The following is a 22,278-nucleotide window of genomic DNA, read 5'->3' on the forward strand; positions in this document are numbered from 1 at the left end:
TCAGCGCCCCCCGAAACCGCGATTGAGGCACCGTTCGGCAACCGCGAACAACGTCTGGCTGACTGCAGTCATGCAGAAGAAGAGGACTGCCGCGATACAGTAGAACAGCAATGGAGAGCGGGTAATGCCTGCAGCGATCGCCGCAGTCCGCATCAATTCCTGCAGGCCGACCACGGAAATAAGAGACGTATCCTTGATCGTCATCTGCCAGACGTTATTGATGCCGCCAAGTGCCAGCCGCAGGGCGAGCGGAAGCGTCACCCGGAAAAATGTGATATTCCATGGCAGCGCCAGCGAATGCGCCGCCTCCAACAAGCCGCGCGGAACCGCTTCGAGGGCTCCCCTGATGACTTCGATGGAATAAGCGCAGGAGATTGCAGCGATCGCCAGAACCCCGATGATGAACGGATAAGCGTTTTCGGCAGCCTGCTGGAAGCCAAAAACAGTGGTCACGGCCCGAACCCAATCGATCGAGCCGAAAAACAACAGGTAGATTACCAACAGGCCCGGGACACCCCGGATCGCAACACTATAGGCATCCACGATTTGTGAGATGCCGGACACTTTCCTCCATCGAAGGACCGCAAGAGGGGTCGCCGCGATGAAGCCCAGCAACATACCCAGCAGACCGATGGCGACCGTGACTAAACAGCCTTGAAGCAGAGCCCGCGCCCAGCCGTGCTCCACCATCAATACCCAGAAATCATTCAGCATAAGTACCATCCCGTTGACCTGCCCCGAAAGAGGGCCGAGGCAGGTCGCCTTGTCAAAGGGTCAGTTCTTGCAGGGGATGGTATAGTCGTCCTGGAACCATTTCATCGACGATTCCTTGACCTTGCCGTCGTTGATCATCTTGCAGAGCGCGGCGTTGACCTTGGCCTTCAGTTCCGTGTTGCCCTTCTTCATGCCAACACCCATACCCTTGCCGAGCGTGTCCGGGTCGTCCATCGCCATGACCTTGACGTCGATTTTGGTGAAGTTCGCACCATCAGGGGTCGCAAGAAAATCCTGCCAGGTGGGCGAGTCGCCATAGGCGGCGTCGATACGGCCGCTCGCAAGATCGGCAAGCTGTTGAGTCGTGGCGTCATAGGTCTTCAGATCGGCCGAAGGGATGTTCTTCTGGACAAATTTCGCATAGGTCGTCCCCGTGACAACGCCGACGCTCTTCCCGCCCAGTGCCTTTTCGACATCGGCGAGCGTCTTGAGCTTCGCCAAAGGCGAATCCTTCGCCACCACGAAATACTGCGGTGTCGTTGCATAGGGGATCGAATAGTCAATCTTCTTGGCGCGTTCGGCGGTGATGCTGAGGCCGGAAATGATAACGTCGAAACGATCGCTATCCATGGATGGGACGAGCGAACTGAAGGTCTGGACAACGAATTTGCACTTGACCTTGAGTTCGGTGCAGAGGCCGTTGGCAATATCGGCGTCGAAGCCGGTCACGTTGCCATTGGGATCGGCCATGCTGAACTTTGGCGCATCGCCTTCGGTCCCGATGCGAAGCACACCGTCTTCGGCCGATGCCGCTGTGGATACTGCCGCCAGGAGGAGGCTTGATGCGAGTGCGGCTTTGATAAACTTGCTGCTGATCATTCTGTTACCCCTTTTATGGTTCTTGTGGTGGCCTGCCGTCAGGCATTGGCCGGCATGACGCTGGAAAGGAACCGCTTCACCGCTTCACAAGCGGGGTTGCGAAACAGTTCCTCCGGCGTGTCGTCCTGCTCAAGGCGCCCCTTTTGCAGGAATATCATGCGGTTCGACACGTCACGTGCGAACCGCATCTCATGGGTGACGAGAAGGATAGTTGCCCCCTCTTCCGCCAGTGTTCGTATGACTTTCAGCACTTCGCCGACGAGCTCCGGGTCGAGCGCCGACGTCGGCTCATCAAACAGCATCAGCTTCGGCCGCATCGCCAGGACACGGGCGATCGCGACGCGTTGCTGCTGCCCACCGGAAAGCTGGTGGGGATAACGATCCCTGAAGTCAGCCATCCAGACCTTGGAGAGCGCTGTCAGCGCGACGTCCGTCGCTTCCTTCTTCGCTAGCTTCAGCACATAGATCAGCGCTTCCGTAACATTGCCAAGCACGGTTCGATGCGGCCAGAGATTGAAGTTCTGGAACACCATGCCGATCTGCCGGCGAAAGCGCATGATATTCGCGGCATTGACGACGATGCTGTCACCTCGCGCACCCGAACTGACCGAAACGGCATCCCCCAGGACCTCGATCTGCCCGGAAGTCGGCGTCTCCAGGAAATTCACGCAGCGAAGGGCCGTGCTCTTGCCGCAGCCGGAGGAACCGATGAGAGAGATGACCTCTCCCGGGCGCATGCGGAAGCTGACGCCATCCAGTACCCGCGCCGTACCGAACGACTTCACAAGATTATGGACCTTCAGGACTTCGTTCATGCGCGCTTTCTCCAGTCAGGCGATCATCCCTTAGCCTTTGACTCCGCCCTGGCTATCGAGCTCCTTCAGAACCTCGTCGACGGCGGCTTTGGCAATGGAGATCATTTCATCGATTTCCGCCTCGGTCATGACGAGCGGCGGCGCGAAGCCCAGAATGTCTCCATGCGGCATTGCACGGGCGATCAGATTGCGGTTGCGCGCAGCCTGCGAAATCCGCGCGCCAACCTTGAGGGCCGGGTCGAATGCAACCTTGCTGTCACGATCGGCAACAAACTCCACCGCCGCCAGCATGCCGACACCGCGGACTTCGCCCACGATGGGGTTTTGCTCGAAGGCGGCCTTCAGGCGCTTCATCAGATAGGCACCCTTCTTCGCGGACTGGCCCGCCAGATCCTCGCGCTCGACGATGTCAAGCACGGCATTGGCAGCCGCGGCGCCGATCGGATGGCCGGAATAGGTATAGCCATGGGAGAATGAGCCCACGCGCGGCGTGGCTTCCTCCATGACCTCGTAGACCTTCTGTGACACGATCGAGGCGGACAAAGGGACATAGGCTGATGTCAGCCCCTTGGCGACCGTCACCAGATCGGGTTCCATGCCATAGAGGTGAGAGCCGAACATGGCGCCGGTGCGACCGAAGCCACAGATCACCTCGTCGGCGATGAGCAATACGTCGTATTTCTGCAGGACGGCCTGGATCTTCGGCCAGTACCCAACCGGCGGCGGGGTGATTCCGCCTGTTCCAAGAACCGGCTCGGCAATGAATGCGCCGACGGTATCCGGGCCTTCCGCTATGATCATCGCCTCGAGTTCATCGGCACGCCGCTGCGAAAACGCCTCCTCGGTCTCGCCCGGATGGGCACCGCGATAAAAATGCGGAACACCGGTGCGCAGGATGCCGGAAACCGGCAGATCCATGTGGTCATGGTAAAAACTGAGGCCCGTCATGGAGCCGGCGACGACCGAGCAACCGTGATAGCCGCGCTCGCGGGCGATGATCTTCTTCTTGTGCGGCTTGCCACGCAGGTTGTTGTAATACCAGACAATCTTTGCCTGCGTTTCGTTGGCATCCGAACCCGAGAGACCGTAGAAGACCTTGGACATGTTGCCCGGCGCCATCCTGACGAGCCGATCGGACAGCCTTGCGAGCTCCTCCGTCGTATGGGCAGCGTACGAGTGGTAATAGGCCAGCTTGTAGGCCTGGCGAGCAATGGCCTCGGCCACTTCTGTCCGCCCATAGCCGATGTTAACGCAGTAGAGTCCGGCGAAACCGTCGATATATTCCCTACCCGTTGCGTCCTGGATTCGGACGCCCTTGCCGGTCTCCATGATGGTGGGATCGGCATCGCCCTGCGCGTAATCCTTCAGGTAGGTGAAAGGATGCAGGACGGTCCTGCGATCCATGTCGGCGATTTCAGCAATATCAATCATATTCATTTCCTCACGCGGCCAGGCCGCCAAAGCAGACGTATTTCAGTTCCATGAATTCCTGCAGCCCATGACGCGAGCCCTCGCGGCCCAGCCCGGATTGCTTCCATCCGCCGAACGGGATGGGTCCGCCAGTGAACGAGGCCGTGTTGACGCCGACCATCCCGTATTCGAGGGCGTCGGAGAGGCGCATGGCGCGCTTGAGGTCGCGGGTATAGACGTAGGCAGCGAGCCCCATTTCGCTCGCATTGGCCGCGGCCCTTACTTCATCCTCGCTCTCGAACCGCAGCACCGGTGCGATCGGGCCAAAGGTCTCCTCAAATGCAATCAGCATGTCGGGGGTGACATCGACAAGCAGCGTGGGAGGGACGAAGTTGCCCGACTTCGGATCTGGAACGCCGCCGGCCAGAACTCTGGCCCCCTTCCCGATTGCATCGGCAATGTGCAAGCGGCATTTCTCGACGACAGCCACCCTGGTCATCGGGCCGATGTCGACCCCCGGCTGGAAGCCGGGTCCGATCCGGAGATTTCCGATCCGTGCCAGCAGGTGCGCGACGAAGGCATCGTGAATGCCGGCCTGGACGTAGATCCTGTTTGCGGCCAGGCAGTCCTGGCCTGATGTCGTGAATTTCGCGGTGATGCAGCCCTCTACAGCCTCCCCCAGATCCGCGTCGTCGAACACGATAAATGGTGCGTGACCGCCAAGCTCCATCGACACTTTCTTCACCGTCTGCGCCGCCTTGCCCAGCAGAATACGGCCGACTTCGGTCGAGCCGGTGAAGCTGAAGGCGCGGACCCGCTCGTCGGAAAGAAGCCCCTCGGTCAGAAGCACGGCATCGCCCGTGACAACCTGGAACACGCCCGCTGGAAAGCCAGCGCGATGAGCAAGTTCGGCAAGCGCAAGGGCCGAGAGCGGCGTTTCGACCGCCGGCTTGACAATGACAGGACAGCCGGCCGCGAGCGCCGCCGCAGCCTTGCGAGCAATCATCGCGCTCGGGAAATTCCACGGTGTCACAGCCGCGCTGATGCCGACCGGCTGCATGGAAACGAACAGACGACTCGACGGCTTGTGCGCCGGGATCGTCTCGCCGTAGGCACGCTCGCCTTCGGCGGCAAACCATTCGATGAAGCCAACGCCGTACAGGATCTCCGCAGCGGACTCGCTTACCGGCTTGCCCTGCTCTGCGGTCAGGATCACAGCGAGATCATGGGCATGCTCGCGAATGAGACCGGCCCACTTGAGGAGCAGTTGTCCCCGCTCTCGTGCCATAAGCTCGCGCCATCTGGCAAATGCCTGCTCGGCAGCGTCGATCGCCTGGCCAAGCAACGCGTCGTCGCAATCGACAACCTGCGCAATTTCCTCACCTGTCGCCGGGTCCAACACGGCAGTCGATGTCGACGTCCCTGCCCACGCGCTGGCAATGTACGACCTGTCGCGAAGCAAGTCCTTATCGCCCAATTGCGTCAACACGTGGCGTGCTGTCGGTATCGTATTCAACATTTCGCCTCTCGTTTCATTCCCCTCGTTGCGAGAAGCTTATGTGCAGTGCAGCGCGCTTATCCGGCAAGCTTGCTTGCTATAGTGACGAAACCCTGCTTTCTTTGGCACAGAAACGAAGAAAACCTGCGGAAAATCTGATGCAGCTCGATCGACTGGATGCCCGCCTTCTAAACATTCTCCAATCGCACAACCGCCACAGTACCGAGGAACTGGGCGCATTGGTCGGCCTTTCAGCAACAGCCGTTCAGCGGCGGATCAAGCGTCTAAGAGAGGAAGGAGTGATCGAGGCGGACGTTTCCATCGTCAAGCCAAAGACCATCGGTCGACCGATCGCCATGTTGGTGCTGGTATCCCTGGAGCGTGAACGAGCCGATATCGTCGACCGCTTCAAGCAGTCGATCCGCCAGACACCAGAGGTGATGAACGGGTACTACGTGACGGGGGATTCGGACTTCGTGCTGATCGTCACCGCGCGCAGCATGGAAGACTATGAGGGCTTTACCCGCAAATTCTTCTACGAGAACCCCGACATCAAGGGTTTCAAGACCATGGTCGTGATGGATCGAGTGAAAGTTGGCTTCTCCGTGCCAATCGATTTTGACGACTTCTCATAAGGTAACGCGCGCATATCTGATTGGGAGAGATGACCCAGAAGCGGAGGCTTGAGGCCCAACCTTGCTTTGCTCTTGAAAGGTATCGAACCGACAACCTGCGGCTTCGAAATGCGACATACCCGTTATCACACCGCGGCCTCAGCGAGGTGTCCACGCACCAAATTGGCTATTCTTAAGTTTTTCAATGTTTTCTAACGGGTGAGACCGGTCCGTTTTTCCTGACGCGGCATTTGCATTTCACCCAATATGCAATCGTTTCCCCACAGTCATTAGCATCCTGTCGGCACTTCTTGCGCCGAGCAACGACGATGAAACTTTTCCGCCTGCACTAGCGAGTGGAAACGTCAGCTGTGGACAACCGCTTAGGCCTGACAGACACAGAAGCTTGATGCAGCCGGAACGAAACGCTGCGAAGCTTTCCGGCGTAGCATCGCGCTTTGGCGGGCTCATCGCCAATGTCGGAAGAGCGACAACCACGTCATCGCAGAACAATCGGTCGATCTCCCTGGAAAAATGCTCTCGAATCCGACGCGCCTCGCGCACCTCCCCGACGTCCAGATTCGCTCCTGACAGAAGACGCGCGGCGATATCGGGTGCAATGGCTTGAGGCCGCCGGTCGAAAAGGGATCTGTTGCTTTCCCAAGCTTCCTTTTGGAGAATAGTGACGAATGCCGAGGCAAGCTCATCCAAATTGAACGAGCTGATCGAGCCTGCTTCGCGAACGGAAATGGCGGCCGATCGAAAACGGGCGATCATTCCGTCTGCCACATCTTCTTCGATGGTATCAAAGATATTCTCGACGATGAGAACGGAGGATGGTCGGTCGTCTGCCGCAGGTATTCCGACAGCACTCATGAGTGCGGCCATCTGCTCCAGGCTTCGCGTCATGAAACCGGGCACATCGAAGCTCGGCGCAAGGGGGCGCAGCCCTCCGTTGTCGAGACTTCCATGTGTGGGCCGCCAGCCGACGAGACCGTTGATGGCGGCCGGCAGCCGGATGGAGCCGGACGTATCTGTTCCGAGGCCGATATCCGCAAGGCCCGCGGCGACTGCGACGGCAGAGCCCGACGACGAGCCGCCCGGAATGAGATCGGGATCGGAAGGATTGATCGGCATGCCGAAATGGAGGTTGCCGCCGATGAGGGAATAGGCAAGTTCATCCGTATTGGTCTTGCCTACGAACCGGGCTCCCGCATCCAAAAGCGTTTGAACGAGAGGAGCCGTCGATGTCTTGATGCCGGAGGCAGCGAGTAACATGGCATTGCCGGCGGCCGTCGGATAACCAGTAACATCGAAAAGATCCTTGACGGCCAGGCGAAGGCCGGAAAGCGGGCCGGCAGCCGCATGCCCGACATTGGCTTCTGGATAGGGCATGAATGCGTTCCACCGGTCATCCACTTGCCCGCTCCCTAGATTTTCAGATGCTGCAGAACGCGGCCGCGGCTGTCCGGCCCATTGGAACTTTCGTCCTCGATCGTCCCGAGTTTGAGAATAGCCCAGCGATCCGCCACGGAAAGAGCGAAGTCCAGGTTCTGCTCGACCAGAAGGATGGTCGTGCCGCGCTTCTCACGATCATCCTTCAATGCATCGGCGATGTTGTGGACGACGGAGGGTTGCAGACCCTCGGAAATCTCATCGATCAGGAGGAGCTTTGGCCGCAGCATCAGCGCGCGCGCCAGGATCAGCATCTTTTGCTCCCCGCCCGACAGGGTCCCGGCCTTCTGAGCCAGGCGGTCCTTCAGGAACGGGAAATAGCCATAGACCCTATCCAGAGCGGATGCCAGATCGCGATCGCTCGTGAGCGCCAGGCGCAGATTGTCGCGGATGGAAAGATCCTGAAACAGCGGCAACTCCTGCGGCGCATAGCCGATGCCGGAGGCGATCAGCTCCGTGGGCTTCCGGCCGGTAATAACAGCACCGTCCACCTCGATCTTGCCTTTGCCAACACGCAGGAAGCCAAGAATCGTCTTCAGCAGCGTTGTCTTGCCCATACCGTTTTTGCCCATGAGGGCGAAGATCTCGCCCGGCCGGATGGCGAGCGACACGCCATTGACGACATCGACCGCACCATATCCACTCGATACGCCGGTGAGCTTGAGTTTGAACGCTTCAGCCATGGGCGCCTCCCGCGTAGATGGTGCGGACCGTTTCGGAATTGACAACCTCATCCACGGTGCCGTCGAGAACGAGCTTGCCCTGATGGAGAACCACGATGCGGCTCGATATATTGCGCACGAAATCCAGATCGTGCTCGACCAGGATGGCGGCGTACCCCATCTCGTCCGTCAGCTTCCTGAGAATGGTACCGATGGTCATACGCTCGGTCTTGGTGAGACCCGCCGTCGGTTCGTCGAGAAGAATGACACGGGGTTCCAGAGCGACGACCATCGCCAGTTCGAGAGCCTGCCTTTGACCATGCGACAGCAGCGATACGGGCTTGTCCAGCATATCCGCCATGCCCGTCAGCGTCAGGATCTCGATTGCGGCCGCAGGCAGCGTGATCTCGGCAAGCGATCGCATCGGGCTGGGCGTCTCATGACTGAGACGCGCCATCTTGAGGCACTGGCCAATGGTCATGCTGTCGAAGATGCTGGCGATCTGGAATTTGCGCCCGACGCCGAGCGCCACGATCCGTTCAGGCGCGCGACCGGCGATGCTCGTGCCACCGATGTCCACCTGGCCTTCGATCTGCTGAGTACCATCCGAGAGACAGCGCATCAGTGTGGTCTTGCCGGCACCGTTCGGGCCAACGAGGCTGACGAGCTCTCCCCTTCCAATTTCAAGATCGATGCCCTTGAGGACGGAGAGGCTGCCATAGGACTTGCCGAGACCACGGATCGACAGAAGGTTTTTGCCTGCGACGCCCCCCTCATTGAGGGCTAAGTGCGCCGGAAATGACTTCAGAGTGCTGTTGGAGCTTGCCGATTGCAGGAAACGCGTCACAAGAGATGCAAGGCCTCCCGGCAAGACGATGATCATAAGGACGAAGAGCGCGCCAACGATCAGCTGCCACAGGAAGGGCAGATCGCCAGAGAGACTGGCGCTCAGATAATCGATACCAACTGCCCCGACCAGGGGGCCGACAATCGTTCCGCGACCGCCGAGCGCTGTCCAGACGACGAGTTCGGTGCCGAAAACGAAACCGGTATTCTCGGGCGCGACGACCCCGGACGCATTGGCGTAGAGGAAGCCCGCAAGGCCGCATACGCCGGCGAGAACACCCGTCAGGGCGATCTTCAGTACAGCAGGATTCATGCCCAAATAGGCGACGCGCGCTTCGTTGTCGCGGATCGCCACGAGCAACCGGCCGGCATCGGAGCGGACAAAAACCATCGCGAGAACAGCCAAGGTGAAGAGACACACGCCTGACAGGCGAAAATAGCCGGGAAGTCCGAGCGGCAGAGTGTCATAGCCGACAAGACCGCTCGAGGAGCCGGTCCAGATACCGCCCGAAAAGACCAGTTGCGTGATGACGATCGGTACGACGAGCGAAATCACGGTGGCATAGAGCGGCGTCGACCCATGATAGAACGACAGCCAGCCGACCGCGAGGCCAAGCAGGAGCGGAACGAGGATGGCGGCGGCAAGCGCGAGGACAAATAAGGTCGGACTTGCGCCGATATGGGTGAGAACCATGGCGGTGGCATAGGCACCAACACCAAAAAATGCCGCCTGCCCGAAGGTGAGCACGCCCGTATAGCCCCAGAGCAAGTCGACAGTGATCGCCAGCATGGCGTAGATCATCGACCGTGTAAGGACGTTGAGACTGAAGCGGCCGAGAAACATCGGTCCAAAGACAATCAGCAGGATTGCTGCGAACGCTAGCACCAGCAAAAGGACAAGCCGGAGTTTCTGTTTGTCAGGCACGGGCAAATCCTTTCGGGCGGATGCGCAGTACGACCGCGCAGAGGACGGCCACGGTAATGCCGCCGAGGATGGGGCTGAAATAGGTGCTAACCAGCACCTGAGCGGCACCGAAGATAAGACAGGCGGCAGCAAGCGCACCGAAAGAAGAGCCTGCTACCATCACCAGCATGAATGCGCCCGTCAGCCAGGCGACGCCCATATTGGGATCGACGCTGGTCAGCGGTGCGAGCAGCACGCCGGCCAAGGCGGCAAGGCCGGCGCCGATCATGAAAGTTGCGAGCCGCACCTTTTCCGTATCAATGCCGAGTACGCGCGCCAGCGTTTCGTTCATGATGACGGCGCGGGCGGAAAGACCAAGGCGTGTGCCATCCAAAAGAAGGGTGAAGCCGAGGCCCAGCGCGATCGCGGCGACAATGGCGAAAAGGCGATAGGACGAATAGCCGACGCCAAACAGATCGAAAGTGCCGGGTAGTAGCGCCGGGGTGAACTGCACATCGCGGCCAAACCAAAGGGTGATGAGCTGGCCGATGACGATGCCAAGGCCCCAGGTCGCAAGAATGGCATCGAGTGGCCGGCGATACAGAGGCCGGACGATGAAGCGTTCGGCGACACCGCCGAGAACGGCTCCGACCAGGAAGGCAAAGGGAATGGCAAGCCATGGATTGAGGCCGAACCCGCCGACGACAACCGCGCAGTAAGCCCCGATGGTCAGCCATGCGCCATGCGCGAAATTGATGATCTTCAGCACGCCGAAGATCGCAAGCAGCCCCGCGGCAACGATGAAGAGAATGGCCGCAGTGCTGACGATATCGAGAAAGAGCGTCATTTCTGGAACTCCGATGCTGGAGGCGGGGCATCCTGCCCCGCCACTCTGGTTTCAGAGCTTCGGGCACTGGTTGCCGGGATCGACGTCCTTGAAGCTATCGACGACCGCGACGCTGCCGTCATCCTTTACCTGGCCAAGATACATGGTCAGCGGCGCGTGGTGCTGCTTGTTCATGGAGATCTTGCCGCGCGGACCGGTGAAGGATACCTCGGGAAGAGCCTTGAGAACCTTTGCCGTATCGGTGCTGCCGGCCTTCTCGACGGCTGCCTTGTAAAGGTAGATCGCCTCATATTGCGGGACGGAAAGGTCGTTGGGCGTGCGCAGCTCCTTGCCGAACTTCTTGTCCATGGCCGAGAGAAACGCCTTGTTTTCGGGGCTGTCGATACCGGTCACGTAGGAAGCGGAGAGAAAGATGCCCTTGGCATCCGCGCCCATGCTCTTGGCGGTACCCTCGTCGACGGCGAGATTGCCGTAAGGCAGGGTGACGCCGGCCGAGCGCAGTTGCTTGGTCAAGGTCACGTTCGGGGCGCCACCGGCCGTCGACGTCATGATGGCATCGGCCCCGGAGGACTTGATCTTGGAGATGATCGCCGTCCAGTCGCTACCGTCCATCGGCAGATATTCCTCGCCGACGACCTGGGCGCCGGCTTTTTCGATATAGCCCTTGGCAAAGCTCAGCATGCCGCGCCCGAAGGCATAATCCGAGCCGATGAGGAAGAATTTCTTCGCGCCCTGTTTGCTCATGAAATTGTCGACGACGGGCGGAACCTGTTGCTCGGGAACCCACGCATCGACGAAGAGATTGGCGTTGCAGGATTTGCCTTCGTAAAAGGATGTGTAGATATACGGCACGTCGCCCTTGGAAATGATCGGCAGTCCGGCATTGCGAGCAGCACTCGTCTCCATGGAGATGACGACATTCACCTCCTTCTGGAAGACAAGGGAATCGAAGGCTTTTTGCGCGCCGGCCGCACCGGATGCATCGTCGGCGATCTCAAGCGCCAGCGGGCGTCCGAGCACGCCGCCTTTGGCATTGATTTCCTCGACGGCGAGTTCGGCAGCCTGAACGACGGACGGCGCGACCACGCTGTTTGCTCCGGAAAGCCCGACCGGTACGCCGATCTTGATCGGGTCCGCGGCGAAAGCTGCCGTGGCGTATGCCGCCGATGCCAGTGTGAGGACGATGGTTTTCATTTGCATTTTGTTCCCTTTTTCTTGATTTGGGTTGATATCATTACCCGTAGACATCTGCGCGGCGGTCGCCGAGCAGATGATTGAAGCTGTTGAGCGTGCGAGTTTCCGCCACGCTCGACAGATCGATTTGCGCAAGGAGGATTTCCTCGCGATCCGTGCTCGCCGGACCGGACACCGGCCAGCCTTGAGGGCCGACAATAAGGCTGCGGCCGATGAAGGGCTGATCGCGCTCGATGCCGATCCGGTCGGCGCAGGCGATGTATAGGCCGTTGGTGTGGGCGGCAGCCTTGTGCAGAATATTGGCCATCGGCTCGGGAGCGCTTTCCGCGCCGGCCATCGGCACCCAGTTGGTGGGCACGCAGACCAGCTCGGCACCGGCCAGCGCCAGCTCGCGAAACGTTTCGGGAAACCAGCCGTCGTAGCAGATCGCGATACCGATGCGCCCAAAGGGCAGATCGAAAACCGGCAACCCGAGATCGCCTTTCTTGAAAAAACGATTTTCATTGTTCCAGAGATGGAGCTTGCGGTATTTGCCGATATATCCCTCGGGACCGCACAGAAGAGCGCTGTTATAAAACCGATCGCCGTCCCGCTCGGCAATACCGCTGACGATATAGAGGCCGAGCTCGCCGGCAAGGCGGCAGAATACCCCGGCACTCTCGCCGCCTGGCACTGGGCCGGCCAATGCTGCAACCTCGTCGCCGTCCCGGAAGCTATAGCCGCTATCGGCCAGCTCCGGCAGAACAAGGATCTCCGCACCCTGGGCTTTCGCCGTCCTCGCCAGCCGCTCGATGGCAGCAAGATTATGGACACGATCACCGACGATCGGTTCGAACTGGACAGTCGCGACGGTTGCCGTCCGCGCCGTTGAGGCCTTGACGCTCAATCTTGTCTCCAAACGCAAAAAACCTCTGGCACGGAATTCAATCCGTGAACCAGAGGCTACATAGCCACAATGTAAACGCGGCAGCCCTGCCGCTGAGCAAACCTGCTCGTTACCATTAAGTTTTCATGTAACGACGCGACCGTCAAGCGCCCCTATCAGACATTTTTTAAAATCGCCGAGCGATAGCACCTGGGCTTAGAGTTTACTTTTCCCGCCAATGGACAGTCCGAGGCTTTTCATCGTGTCTTGCGCGGCAATGATGGATTCGGCGATTGTCGCCATGGGAACGCGCTTCGACGTTGCCTGGTCGCGCAACAGCTTATAGGCCGCCTCCTCGTCGAGGCCGTTCATGACCCGCAGCGCCGAAACGGCTTTTTCGACCAGCCGGCGGCTTTTCAATGTTTCCTCGAGTTTCTGCACCTTGCCGGCCAGCCTTTTTTCGTAGCTCTGCCGATAACGCGCCAGCGCGAACTGCGTGAGGATGCCGAGCGGCCGTAGCGGTTTGCTGATGACGCCGTGGGCGTTGAGATCGATGATCGCCTGGAGTGCTGTCGGGCTCTCATAGGTCAGGATGGCGATGATCGCCGTTTGCTGGAGGTCGATGATCTGCAGCGCGTGTTCGACGTGCGTGTCCTCGACATGCAGGAAGACCGTGTCTACATCGGGAGGCAACGCCGGTGGCAACGGCCAGGTCGCCCTGACCTCGCAACCAAGGCGTTTCAAATGAGCGATCAATGTGTTGCCGTCTTCATCGCGTGGGTGGACGACCAGAACGCGCGCGCGCCGCAGATCCTGAATGATCCTGCTCGGTCCCGTCATCTCAGGCCTCCAGCCAGACGTCTTCGAAACGCGAAGCCGTCAGATACGGGTCCGGCCGGATCGGACCAGGCGCCTGCCAGGCGATGTCGAACAGCCCGTCGGCCCGCGCCACACCGATGCGCGGATGCAGCCAGAGATGACGGGTATCGGCGTCGAAGTTGATACGGCCTTCCGGTGCAAGAAAATCTTCCATGAGAATTTCTTCGGAAATGCGATGGGTCTCAAGCGAGCCCGCCCGGGCAAGCGCCCGGGCGAAAAGATGAACCTGTGCATAGGCCGGCTGCGACCAGACGCTCGTAGTCACCTCTTCGCCGAAGCGGCTCTTGAAGGCGCTGACGAAACGGTCATTCGCCTCGTTCTCGACCGTCTGGAAATAAGTCGCCGAGAGAATGTGGCCGGTGCAGGCATCGGCTCCTATCTCGCGTATCTCGGTCTCGGCCATGGTCAGACTGGCGATCGGAGCCCGCTTGCGATCGATGCCGGCCTCGGCATACATGCGATAGAAGCGCTGTGCCGGCCGTCCTATAATCGTTGAGAAGATGGCGTCCGGCTGGAGGCGAACGATGTCGGAAATGACCGACCGCAGCGTTTGCTCGTCGGCATGAAGAGGAAGATATCGCTCGCTGACGACCTCGCCGCCCTTTGCCTCCACCACGTCCCGCATGACCCGATTGGATTCGCGTGGGTAGATATAATCCGCGCCGACGAAGAAAATCCGGCGTCCATGGTTGCGCAGGAGGTATTCGGCGAGCGCAAAGGTGTTTTGATTGAGGGTGGCGCCGGTGTAGACGACATTCTCGGAATATTCAAAGCCTTCGTACATCGAGGGATAAAACAACAACCCGTTGTGCCGCTCGACAATCGGCAGCACGGCCTTGCGGCTGGCCGACATCGACGCGCCGAAGATGATATTGACGTCGTCGTCAGCCAGGAGGCGCCGCGCGAGATTGCGATAGGCGGTTTGATCGCCGCCTGGATCGTAGGCGATCGGAACGATAGGCTTGCCAAGCACGCCTCCGGCCGCATTGACCTCTTCGATCGCAAGCGCGGTGCCAAGAAAGTGCTCGGTTTCCGTGATTTCGCTGATTCCGCTTCTGGAAAAAAGCACTCCCACCCGCCATTCGGAGCTTGTCATCTTCGCCTCTTCCGACATCGCTGGAGATTCGATAGCTGGGAATTCTGTAATCCCGCGCGTTCGACTTCCCTACCCTTAGTGCGTTTCCATAGGATGCTGCAAGCGGGTTGGATGCACGTCATTAGGTTAGCCATCGGCAACGGAAGCAAGTGGTTTGCCGTCATGAACCGATCCGGGCATCACATTGCCGGGTATCGGGCAGACATACGCCTGCCCATCGGTCTTGTCCGCCCATTCGGCCCTGGCCGCGGCCAAGAGTTCGGGCGTTGTCATCAGCGATAGCCCAGTTGTCGCAAGCGTTTTTGCAGCATGCACCATGGCCTTGTGGGCGACTACGCTCTTTCCCTGGGCGACGACCTGCCAGGTATGAGGATTGGTGCCGATCGCCCAGGCCGGCGTCCAGCATTGCGCCGTCGGCGTCACCCAGCTGACATCACCGACATCGGTCGACCCGGCGCGGAAATGCGACTGGCCTTCGAATTCGCGCAAGCCAAGATGCAGCGGCGTCGATCCGTCGATCTTCGCATTGGAAAAGACATCTCCCCTGATCTGATAGAGCCGGATGCTGCTCCTGATCGCCTCGTCGGTAAAGGTTTGCTGAATGGATTTGGCAAAAGCGAGATCCGCCTCGTCGAAGGCGATCGGGCCGAGCGCCATCATATTCTCGTGCATGGCGGTTTCGAGCGTGATGTTCGGCAAGAGATTGGTCGAAGCCGTGTCGAACACGATCTCCACCTCCGTTTCCGTCATCATGGCGGCGCCGCGCGCCACTTTCTCGACGCGTTTGGCAAGATCCAGAGCCTGCGGCATTTCCGGAGCGCGGATCAGATAGAGCACCTCAGCCTTTGCCTGAACGACATTCGCCGCCCTGCCACCCGTATCGGTGATCGCATAATGCACGCGGCAATCCTGCGGCATGTGCTCGCGCAGGAAATTGACACCGACATTCATCAGCTCCACCGCATCGAGCGCCGACCGGCCGAGATGGGCCGCGTTCGACGCATGCGCAGCGACACCCTTGAAACGATAATAATATTCGATGACCGCGAGATTGTTGGTCGAGCGCACCCCGTTGAACGGCGCCGGATGCCAGGTCAGAGCGGTATCGACATCATCGAACAGACCCGCCCGCACCATGAAGGTCTTGCCTGAGCCGCCCTCTTCACCCGGGCACCCGTAATAACGGACGGTGCCAGGGAGATTATTTGCCTTCATGTGCCGGGCAAGAGCAACCGCCGCCATCAGCGAACCGACGCCGAGCAGGTTATGGCCGCAGCCATGCCCGGTCGCGCCATCGACCAGGGCTTGGCGCTCAGCGACATCGGCAACCTGGCTCATGCCGGCCAGCGCATCGAATTCGCCCAGAAAAGCAATCACCGGCTTGCCGGCGCCGAAATCGCCGATAAAGGCCGTCTCCATGCCGGCCACGCCGCGCCGGAGCGAAAAGCCATTATCTTCGAGCGCTTTTGCAAGGAGTTCGGACGAACGCGTCTCCTCGAATTTCAGTTCGGCAAAATCCCAGATGCTGTCGCTGAGCTTGGTAAAATCCGGCTTCATTCCTTCGATCGCTGCGGCAATCGATTGCACGGTCTCTTGATTCATCGCGCGTCCTCGTATCGTGCTGGCGCCTGCGAAGGGGCGCACGAAGCCGCTCGCCGCGAGGGCGCTGGCTTCCTCTTAAAAAGATGAGCTGCCCGCGCCGTCATCCGCATCGGCGCGGGCAAGCAATTCAGTCGACCGACACTTCCCAGAGCCGGGCGTTCGACTGCCAGACCGGTTGGCCTTTCAGCGTCTTGCTGGCGCCCCAGACATCGACCATGTCGTAGAGGAAGATGCCCGGCATATCCTTCAGCATGAGTTCGTGGAATTCATCGAAGATCTTCTGCCGCTTGGTCTGGTCCGCCTCGACATAGGCAGCCTTCATCAATTCAATCGCCTTCGGGTCGTCCCACATCAACGAGGCGTTCTTGTCCTTGTCGCCGACATAGAAGGAATACATCAACGCTGGATCGAGACGTGGCGCCACAGACTGCGAAATGATCTGATAGTTGCCGGAGCGGCGGCGATCGACCTGGGTCGCGTAGTCGAGCACCTCGATCTGCACGTTGAGGCCGATCTGCTGCAGCATGGCCTGCGCCATCACGGCGACCGGGAAGCTCGGCACGTTGCCGCGCTTGTTGGCGATGATCGAGATCGGTTCGCCCTTGTAGCCGGACGCCTCGAGCTCCTTTTTCGCCGCCTCCAGGTCATACGGCAGACGCTTCTTCTGGGTCGCGTCGAAATAGACGGAATCCTGCGACACCATCGATCCATTGGCCTCACCCGTTCCGTTGGATGCGGCGGCAACGAGTTCATCGAGATCGAGCGCCATCGCCATGGCGCGGCGCACGCCGGGCTTACCCAGCACCTTGTCGCGCGTCTGGATGTAGAACAGGTTCTTGCCGTTGTTGCGCGCCACGATGAGCTGCATCTTCGGGTTCGACTTGATTTCAGGGATCAGATCCGGCGAAAGTTCGGCCGTGTCGAGCACACCCGATTCCAGGCCGGCCTTCACGGTCGAAGGATCGGGAATGACCATGAACTTGATGCCGTCGGCGAGCGGTCGCTTGGAGCCGACCATGCCGTCGGGCTTGCCATCATTTGCCGGCGAGACGTAGTCGGCGAATTTCTTCAGGTGTATATATTCGCCCTTCTTCCATTCGTCCCACATGAAGGGACCGGTGCCGATCGGCTTGATGAAACTGCCGTCTGCGCCGACGGAATCGGGCGAGACCATCCCGGTATAACCACACTCCGGACGCGACATCAGACCGAGGAAAACGGCGGAGGGCTTCTCGAGCTTGATTTCGACCGTCGACGCATCGACTGCCTTGACGCCGGTCACATGCGCTGCACCGCCGGCGGCAAAATCGGCGAGGCAGGTCCATTTCGTCTCGGGCTTCAGATAGCGCGTCCAGTTCCACACCACATCGTCCGCCGTCAGCAGCTTGCCATTATGGAATTTGACATCGGTCCTGAGCTTGAACGTATAGGTAAGACCATCGGCCGAGGTCTCGAAGCTCTTGGCGAGCAGCGGCTTTACTTCGCCACTATTGTTGTAGCCGACGAGCCCCTCGACGATATGCAGAATGACGCCATCGGTATTGCCGTCGCGGTTTACGCCCGGATTGTTGCTGCGCAGGTCCGAACTCTGCGCAACGGTGATATCGCGCGCTACCGCGACATTTGCCAATGCGAGCAGGGCCGCGCCCGCAAGAAGAAGCTTTTTCACTGGTCTACCCTCTTATCTGTCGTTGATTGTTATGACGCAAATCCATCCCAACAGGCACGCGACAGCCTGCCGATCGTCTCGAGCGCCATCGTATATCCCGGCGTGCCGTCCGGCATGGCAAGCGGCACCTCATCGGTGTAGGCGGAGATGATGTAAAACGGCGCATCGTCGCGATAGACAATGCCGGCATTCATGCGGCCGCGCTTGCCGGTGCCGCCCTTGTGGGCGACGACGGTGCCGAAAGGCAGTCGGGACGGGATCGCATAACGCAGGATCTGGTTCTTCAGTGTCTGCAGCGCATAGGCACAGAGTGCGGCCGAGACGCCGAGCTTTTCCTGAACCGCCGTCGAAGTCTGCGCATCGAGGATCATCTGAAGAAGTACGGCCTGGTCGCGCGCCGTGGTGGTCGTCACCGACTTCAGCGCGTGATCCGGTGACAAAGCGAGCGGCGGGATCAGAAAGCGGTGGTGCGTGCCGGCAAGCCCGATCGACTTGCAATAAATGTCGACCTCCTCCAGCGTCAGGCGTTCGAACACCATCTTGGTGCAGACATTGTCGCTGAGCACCATCATGCCGGTGATGGCGTCACGCAGCGAAATGACGATGCCGGGGGTCATATAGCGGAACATGCCGCTTGCCACTTCCTCGGCAAAGCGCGCTTCATAAGTAACAGGCTCGTCGAGATCGAGCCGCCCCTCCTGTGCCGCCTTCAGCGCAGCCATCATGATCGAGGTCTTGCGGGTGCTCGCCGAAGGCGTTTCTTCGTCAGCACATCGTTCGATCGTCTCGCCGGTCAAAAGGTTGCGCATCAAGAAGCGGGTTACGAAGGGTTGCGCGTCGCAGATCTCTGCGAGCCGCTCGGCAACCGAAGCGGAATTGGAAAGACTGACCACATCAATTCTCCAGGCGCCATTTGAGTATCACACCACCCTTTTCATTCTGGTCGAGGGCGGGAATGGCCGAGAGGAGCCGGCGCGTATAGGCCTCCTTCGGGTGATCGAAAATCATGTCGCGGTCGCCTTCCTCGATGATGCGCCCCTCCTGCATGACGACGACGCGGTCGGCGACCTGTTCGACGACACCGAGATCGTGGCTGATGAAGAGGCAGGAGAAGCCGTAGCGCTTCTGCAGATTGGAGAAGAGCTCCAGGACCTGGGCTCTGACCGTGACGTCGAGCGCTGAAACCGGCTCGTCGGCAATGAGAAAGCGAGGGCGTCGCGCGATGGCCCGGGCGATCGCCACGCGCTGCCGCTGACCGCCCGACAGTTCATGCGGGTAGCGGTTGGCGTAGTCACTGCTAAGACCAACCTCCTCAAGCGTTTCCAAGGCCCGCATGCGCTTGGCGTCGCCTTCGAGATCCGGCACAAGCCTGAGCGCCTCTTCGACCAGCGCCTGGATCGTCATGCGCGGATCGAGCGAAGAATAAGGGTCCTGGAAGACCATCTGGCAGTTCAGGCGGTAGTCGCGCCAGTCTTCATCGCGTGACCGGCCCTGAAAGCGAATGTCGCCTCCGCTCTGCTTGACAAGACCGGCAATGGTCCGGCCGAGCGTCGTCTTTCCTGAACCCGATCCACCGACCAGGGCGACAACTTCGCCTTCATGGATATCGACGCTGACACCGTGCAACGCGCGCTTGGGGTTCCCCCTTTTGAGCAGTGACTTGCGGCCGGCATAATCGACCACGATGTTACGGGCAGAAACCATCGGCGCCCGCGAGGTATCGACGCGGCGGGTTTCGCTGCGGAACGGCAAAGAAGACAGGAGCTTCTTCGTATATGGGTGCTTCGGTGCCTCAAGCAGATCCTCGGTACGCCCCTGCTCGACGACTGCGCCCTTTTCCATGACAACGATATGGTTCGTATATCGCGCCACCATCGGCAAATCGTGACTGATGAGGAGAACGGCCGTTCCCTCCGCCCGCGTGAGGTCGACCATAAGCTCCATCACATCGCGCTGGATGACGGCATCCAGTGCGGTGGTCGGCTCGTCGGCGATGAGGAGCGCCGGCTTCAAGAGCATGACGGAGGCAAGCATGATGCGCTGGCGCATGCCGCCCGAAAACTCGTGCGGGTACGAGATGAGCGCCCCTTCCGGTTCGCGAATCCCGACACGCTTCAACATGTCGAGAATGCGCAGGCGGCGCTCATCGGGCGAGAGCCTGGTGTGGAGAACAAGCCCCTCCTCCAGCTGCCGGCCGATTGTCATCGACGGATTGAGCGAGGTCATCGGTTCCTGGAAGACGACGCCGATCTCGCCACCCCGCAACTCGCGAAGCTCCCGACCCTTCATCGCCAGGACGTCGCGTCCCTTGTAAGTGACGGCTCCGCCGACAACGCCGATCGCCTGCGGCAACAGCGATATCAGTGCACGGGTCGCCAGCGTCTTGCCGGAGCCGCTCTCGCCGACGATGCCGAAGATCTCGCCGGCCGCGATATCGAAACTGACGTCCTTGACCACCCTATGGCTGGATCTTGCGACCTCAAGCGAAAGATCGCGGACGCTGAGAAGAATGTTCCCTGCTGTTTCGGATGTCATTTCAGACCTCTCATGCGCGGATCGAGCCTGTCACGAAGGGCATCGCCCAGAAGATTGATGCCGAGCAGCGTCAATGCGATGCAGAGGCCGGGGAAAAGGCCAAGCCATACGGCCTGCTGGATGAGCGGCCGGCCGGCGGCCAGCATGTTGCCCCAGGTCGGAGCCGGCGGCGGCACGCCGAGACCAAGGAAGGACAGCGCACTTTCAGACAGAATGGCCCAACCGAACATCGAGGTCGCCAGCACGGTTATCGGCGCGAGGCAGTTGGGCAGAACGTGGCGAAACATCGTATAAAGCTCACCATTGCCCATCACTCGGGATGCTTCGATGAATTCGCGCTCACGCAGCGAAAGAACAGCACCGCGGACGACACGCGCCATGGACGGCGTATAGGCGATGCCGAGCGCAAAGATGATGCCATATTGGTTGGCACCGAAGACTGCGAGCAGGCCGAGTGCCAGCAGAATGCCTGGGAAGGCGAGCAGCGCGTTGTTGACCGCCATGATTGCGCCATCCGCCCAGCCGCGGGCGTAGCCACTGACAAGCCCGATCAGGGTACCAAAAGCCGTTGCCAGGACGACGGTCAGCGCACCGATCCAGACGCTTGCGCGTGCGCCGACCATCAGGCGGCTGAGCACATCGCGGCCGAACTCGTCTGTTCCGAGCGGATGGACAGCGTTTGGTGCGACAAGCCGCGCGGTAAATGAGAGCTTTGTCGGATCGAATGGCGTCCAGAACAGTCCGACGGCGGCGGCGGTAAGCAGGATGGCGACGAGAAGGCCGCCGACCAGCCCGTTGAGAGAAAGCTTCTTCATTCGGCAACCACACGCGGATCAAAGAGAGGATAGAGAAGGTCGACGACGAGGTTGACCAGGACGTAAGAGAGCGACACGAACAACAGGCAGCCCTGAATGACGGGATAGTCGCGTGCGAAAATGCTATCGACCATCAACCGCCCCAGGCCGGGGATGGTAAAGACCGTCTCGATGACGGCGATCCCTCCGAGCAGATTGCCCAGGATGAGACCGATCATCGTCCAGGTCGGGCCAAAGGCATTCTTGAAAGCGTGCCGCCAAAGGACAGCGCCTTCAGACAGACCCTTGGCGCGAGCGTGTGTTATATAGTCGAGACGCAGCACTTCCAGCGTCGAAGCGCGCGCCATGCGGATCAAAACGCCCATCTCGTGAATGACCAATGTCATGATCGGCAATACGAGATAGAGCAGGCCAGCGATGATGTTGCTACCGATCGAGACATAGCCAAGGACCGGGAGCCAGCCGAGCTTGAGGCCGAAGAAAAGCAACAAAAGCAGCCCGAGCCAGAATGTCGGAACCGATAGCAGGATGGTGGCCGTGCCCACCAAAGCCAGATCGGTCAGGCTGTTCTGACGCCATGCCGCGATAAGGCCTGCCGGCACGGCGATCAGGCTCGCCAGGAAAACGGCAACGACCACGATCTCGGCGCTGACGAGAAAGCGCGATGCGACAAGCGGCAGCACGGCCTCGCCGTTGACAATCGATCTGCCGAAATCACCCTGCAGCACATTGCCGGCCCAGATTATGAATTGCTGCGGCATCGACTTGTCGAGCCCGAGCTCGGTGCGCATCGCTGCGATCTGATCGGGTTGCGCCATATCGCCGAGCATCAGCGCGGCGGGATCACCCGGAATGAAACGGATCAAGATAAAAACCGTCACCGCGACAAGGACAATCGTCGGCAATGCCATGAGCAGGCGGTTCAGAATGAATTTAAGCATATGTTCCCCGCGATTGGCGACGAATGGCCGCCATCGGT

Annotated in this window: 20 protein-coding genes; 1 reads left to right on the top strand and 19 read right to left on the bottom strand. The window is 59.9% G+C overall.

The genetic code is table 11. The annotated features are described in order from the left end of the window. The 5 genes from GA0061100_RS20170 to GA0061100_RS20190 are packed head-to-tail and all read right to left on the bottom strand — an operon-like array spanning position 1 to position 5,337. On the bottom strand, positions 1–714 hold the full coding sequence (locus GA0061100_RS20170; protein ID WP_075854515.1) for an ABC transporter permease subunit: 714 nt from the start codon (positions 712–714) through the stop codon (positions 1–3). 60 nt (positions 715–774) lie between these two features. Further along, positions 775–1,593 (bottom strand): transporter substrate-binding domain-containing protein, encoded by an 819-nt coding sequence (locus GA0061100_RS20175; RefSeq protein WP_075854516.1) that lies wholly within the window; start codon positions 1,591–1,593, stop codon positions 775–777. 38 nt (positions 1,594–1,631) lie between these two features. Continuing rightward, entirely contained in the window at positions 1,632–2,408 is a 777-nt protein-coding gene (locus GA0061100_RS20180) for an amino acid ABC transporter ATP-binding protein (protein WP_075854517.1), read from the bottom strand. A gap of 30 nt (positions 2,409–2,438) precedes the next feature. Beyond that, positions 2,439–3,839, bottom strand: a complete 1,401-nt coding sequence (locus GA0061100_RS20185) for an aspartate aminotransferase family protein (RefSeq protein ID WP_075854758.1) — start codon at positions 3,837–3,839, stop codon at positions 2,439–2,441. 10 nt (positions 3,840–3,849) lie between these two features. Further along, positions 3,850–5,337: an NAD-dependent succinate-semialdehyde dehydrogenase gene (locus GA0061100_RS20190; RefSeq protein ID WP_075854518.1), complete on the bottom strand. Its 1,488-nt coding sequence runs from the start codon at positions 5,335–5,337 to the stop codon at positions 3,850–3,852. 137 nt (positions 5,338–5,474) lie between these two features. Between GA0061100_RS20190 and GA0061100_RS20195 the strand changes: the two genes are divergently transcribed. After that, positions 5,475–5,951, top strand: a complete 477-nt coding sequence (locus GA0061100_RS20195; protein WP_075854519.1) for an Lrp/AsnC family transcriptional regulator — start codon at positions 5,475–5,477, stop codon at positions 5,949–5,951. Between the two features lie 237 nt (positions 5,952–6,188). On the opposite strand, the gene GA0061100_RS20200 is transcribed toward GA0061100_RS20195, so the two are convergent. The 14 genes from GA0061100_RS20200 to GA0061100_RS20265 all read right to left on the bottom strand — a co-directional run bounded on the left by GA0061100_RS20200 (position 6,189) and on the right by GA0061100_RS20265 (position 22,240). Beyond that, complete coding sequence (locus GA0061100_RS20200; protein WP_425298689.1) at positions 6,189–7,325, bottom strand: amidase family protein; 1,137 nt, start codon at positions 7,323–7,325, stop codon at positions 6,189–6,191. 35 nt (positions 7,326–7,360) lie between these two features. Then, positions 7,361–8,068 carry an ABC transporter ATP-binding protein gene (locus GA0061100_RS20205; RefSeq protein WP_075854521.1) on the bottom strand — a complete coding sequence of 236 codons (708 nt, stop codon included), beginning with the start codon at positions 8,066–8,068 and terminating at the stop codon, positions 7,361–7,363. Next, positions 8,061–9,818, bottom strand: a complete 1,758-nt coding sequence (locus GA0061100_RS20210) for a branched-chain amino acid ABC transporter ATP-binding protein/permease (protein ID WP_075854522.1) — start codon at positions 9,816–9,818, stop codon at positions 8,061–8,063. The genes GA0061100_RS20205 and GA0061100_RS20210 overlap by 8 nt, the downstream gene beginning before the upstream one ends. Further along, positions 9,811–10,644 carry a branched-chain amino acid ABC transporter permease gene (locus tag GA0061100_RS20215; protein WP_075854523.1) on the bottom strand — a complete coding sequence of 278 codons (834 nt, stop codon included), beginning with the start codon at positions 10,642–10,644 and terminating at the stop codon, positions 9,811–9,813. Before GA0061100_RS20215 ends, GA0061100_RS20210 begins: the two co-directional genes overlap by 8 nt. 51 nt (positions 10,645–10,695) lie before the next feature. Next, complete coding sequence (locus GA0061100_RS20220; RefSeq protein WP_075854524.1) at positions 10,696–11,844, bottom strand: substrate-binding protein; 1,149 nt, start codon at positions 11,842–11,844, stop codon at positions 10,696–10,698. A 34-nt stretch (positions 11,845–11,878) separates the two neighbouring features. Then, positions 11,879–12,724, bottom strand: coding sequence for a nitrilase family protein (locus tag GA0061100_RS20225; RefSeq protein ID WP_075854525.1), 846 nt, complete (start codon positions 12,722–12,724; stop codon positions 11,879–11,881). A 195-nt stretch (positions 12,725–12,919) separates the two neighbouring features. Further along, positions 12,920–13,543, bottom strand: coding sequence for an ANTAR domain-containing response regulator (locus GA0061100_RS20230; RefSeq protein WP_075854526.1), 624 nt, complete (start codon positions 13,541–13,543; stop codon positions 12,920–12,922). 1 nt (position 13,544) lies between these two features. Next, positions 13,545–14,678 carry a transporter substrate-binding domain-containing protein gene (locus GA0061100_RS20235; protein WP_083961407.1) on the bottom strand — a complete coding sequence of 378 codons (1,134 nt, stop codon included), beginning with the start codon at positions 14,676–14,678 and terminating at the stop codon, positions 13,545–13,547. A 126-nt stretch (positions 14,679–14,804) separates the two neighbouring features. Next, entirely contained in the window at positions 14,805–16,280 is a 1,476-nt protein-coding gene (locus tag GA0061100_RS20240) for a M20 family metallopeptidase (protein ID WP_075854528.1), read from the bottom strand. Positions 16,281–16,407: 127 nt separating this feature from the next. After that, positions 16,408–17,949: an ABC transporter substrate-binding protein gene (locus GA0061100_RS20245; RefSeq protein ID WP_075854529.1), complete on the bottom strand. Its 1,542-nt coding sequence runs from the start codon at positions 17,947–17,949 to the stop codon at positions 16,408–16,410. 29 nt (positions 17,950–17,978) lie between these two features. Next, a complete protein-coding gene (locus GA0061100_RS20250) occupies positions 17,979–18,758 on the bottom strand; it encodes a serine hydrolase (RefSeq protein WP_425298690.1) in 780 nt (259 codons plus the stop codon). Positions 18,759–18,843: 85 nt separating this feature from the next. After that, positions 18,844–20,484: a dipeptide ABC transporter ATP-binding protein gene (locus GA0061100_RS20255; RefSeq protein WP_075854531.1), complete on the bottom strand. Its 1,641-nt coding sequence runs from the start codon at positions 20,482–20,484 to the stop codon at positions 18,844–18,846. After that, positions 20,481–21,299 (bottom strand): ABC transporter permease, encoded by an 819-nt coding sequence (locus GA0061100_RS20260; RefSeq protein WP_075854532.1) that lies wholly within the window; start codon positions 21,297–21,299, stop codon positions 20,481–20,483. The genes GA0061100_RS20255 and GA0061100_RS20260 overlap by 4 nt, the downstream gene beginning before the upstream one ends. After that, on the bottom strand, positions 21,296–22,240 hold the full coding sequence (locus tag GA0061100_RS20265) for an ABC transporter permease (RefSeq protein WP_075854533.1): 945 nt from the start codon (positions 22,238–22,240) through the stop codon (positions 21,296–21,298). Before GA0061100_RS20265 ends, GA0061100_RS20260 begins: the two co-directional genes overlap by 4 nt. Positions 22,241–22,278: the final 38 nt, after the last annotated feature.

Origin of the sequence: Martinezella hainanensis, from assembly GCF_900094555.1 — a bacterium.
GTDB lineage: Bacteria > Pseudomonadota > Alphaproteobacteria > Rhizobiales > Rhizobiaceae > Rhizobium > Rhizobium hainanense.

Bases quoted from the DNA above. Each gene is read 5' to 3' on its own strand.
- GA0061100_RS20170 (WP_075854515.1), bottom strand. From the start codon at position 714: ATGCTGAATGATTTCTGGGTATTGATGGTGGAGCACGGCTGGGCGCGG.
- GA0061100_RS20175 (WP_075854516.1), bottom strand. From the start codon at position 1,593: ATGATCAGCAGCAAGTTTATCAAAGCCGCACTCGCATCAAGCCTCCTC.
- GA0061100_RS20180 (WP_075854517.1), bottom strand. From the start codon at position 2,408: ATGAACGAAGTCCTGAAGGTCCATAATCTTGTGAAGTCGTTCGGTACG.
- GA0061100_RS20185 (WP_075854758.1), bottom strand. From the start codon at position 3,839: ATGATTGATATTGCTGAAATCGCCGACATGGATCGCAGGACCGTCCTG.
- GA0061100_RS20190 (WP_075854518.1), bottom strand. From the start codon at position 5,337: ATGTTGAATACGATACCGACAGCACGCCACGTGTTGACGCAATTGGGC.
- GA0061100_RS20195 (WP_075854519.1), top strand. From the start codon at position 5,475: ATGCAGCTCGATCGACTGGATGCCCGCCTTCTAAACATTCTCCAATCG.
- GA0061100_RS20200 (WP_425298689.1), bottom strand. From the start codon at position 7,325: ATGCCCTATCCAGAAGCCAATGTCGGGCATGCGGCTGCCGGCCCGCTT.
- GA0061100_RS20205 (WP_075854521.1), bottom strand. From the start codon at position 8,068: ATGGCTGAAGCGTTCAAACTCAAGCTCACCGGCGTATCGAGTGGATAT.
- GA0061100_RS20215 (WP_075854523.1), bottom strand. From the start codon at position 10,644: ATGACGCTCTTTCTCGATATCGTCAGCACTGCGGCCATTCTCTTCATC.
- GA0061100_RS20220 (WP_075854524.1), bottom strand. From the start codon at position 11,844: ATGCAAATGAAAACCATCGTCCTCACACTGGCATCGGCGGCATACGCC.
- GA0061100_RS20230 (WP_075854526.1), bottom strand. From the start codon at position 13,543: ATGACGGGACCGAGCAGGATCATTCAGGATCTGCGGCGCGCGCGCGTT.
- GA0061100_RS20235 (WP_083961407.1), bottom strand. From the start codon at position 14,678: ATGACAAGCTCCGAATGGCGGGTGGGAGTGCTTTTTTCCAGAAGCGGA.
- GA0061100_RS20240 (WP_075854528.1), bottom strand. From the start codon at position 16,280: ATGAATCAAGAGACCGTGCAATCGATTGCCGCAGCGATCGAAGGAATG.
- GA0061100_RS20250 (WP_425298690.1), bottom strand. From the start codon at position 18,758: ATGCGCAACCTTTTGACCGGCGAGACGATCGAACGATGTGCTGACGAA.
- GA0061100_RS20255 (WP_075854531.1), bottom strand. From the start codon at position 20,484: ATGACATCCGAAACAGCAGGGAACATTCTTCTCAGCGTCCGCGATCTT.
- GA0061100_RS20260 (WP_075854532.1), bottom strand. From the start codon at position 21,299: ATGAAGAAGCTTTCTCTCAACGGGCTGGTCGGCGGCCTTCTCGTCGCC.
- GA0061100_RS20265 (WP_075854533.1), bottom strand. From the start codon at position 22,240: ATGCTTAAATTCATTCTGAACCGCCTGCTCATGGCATTGCCGACGATT.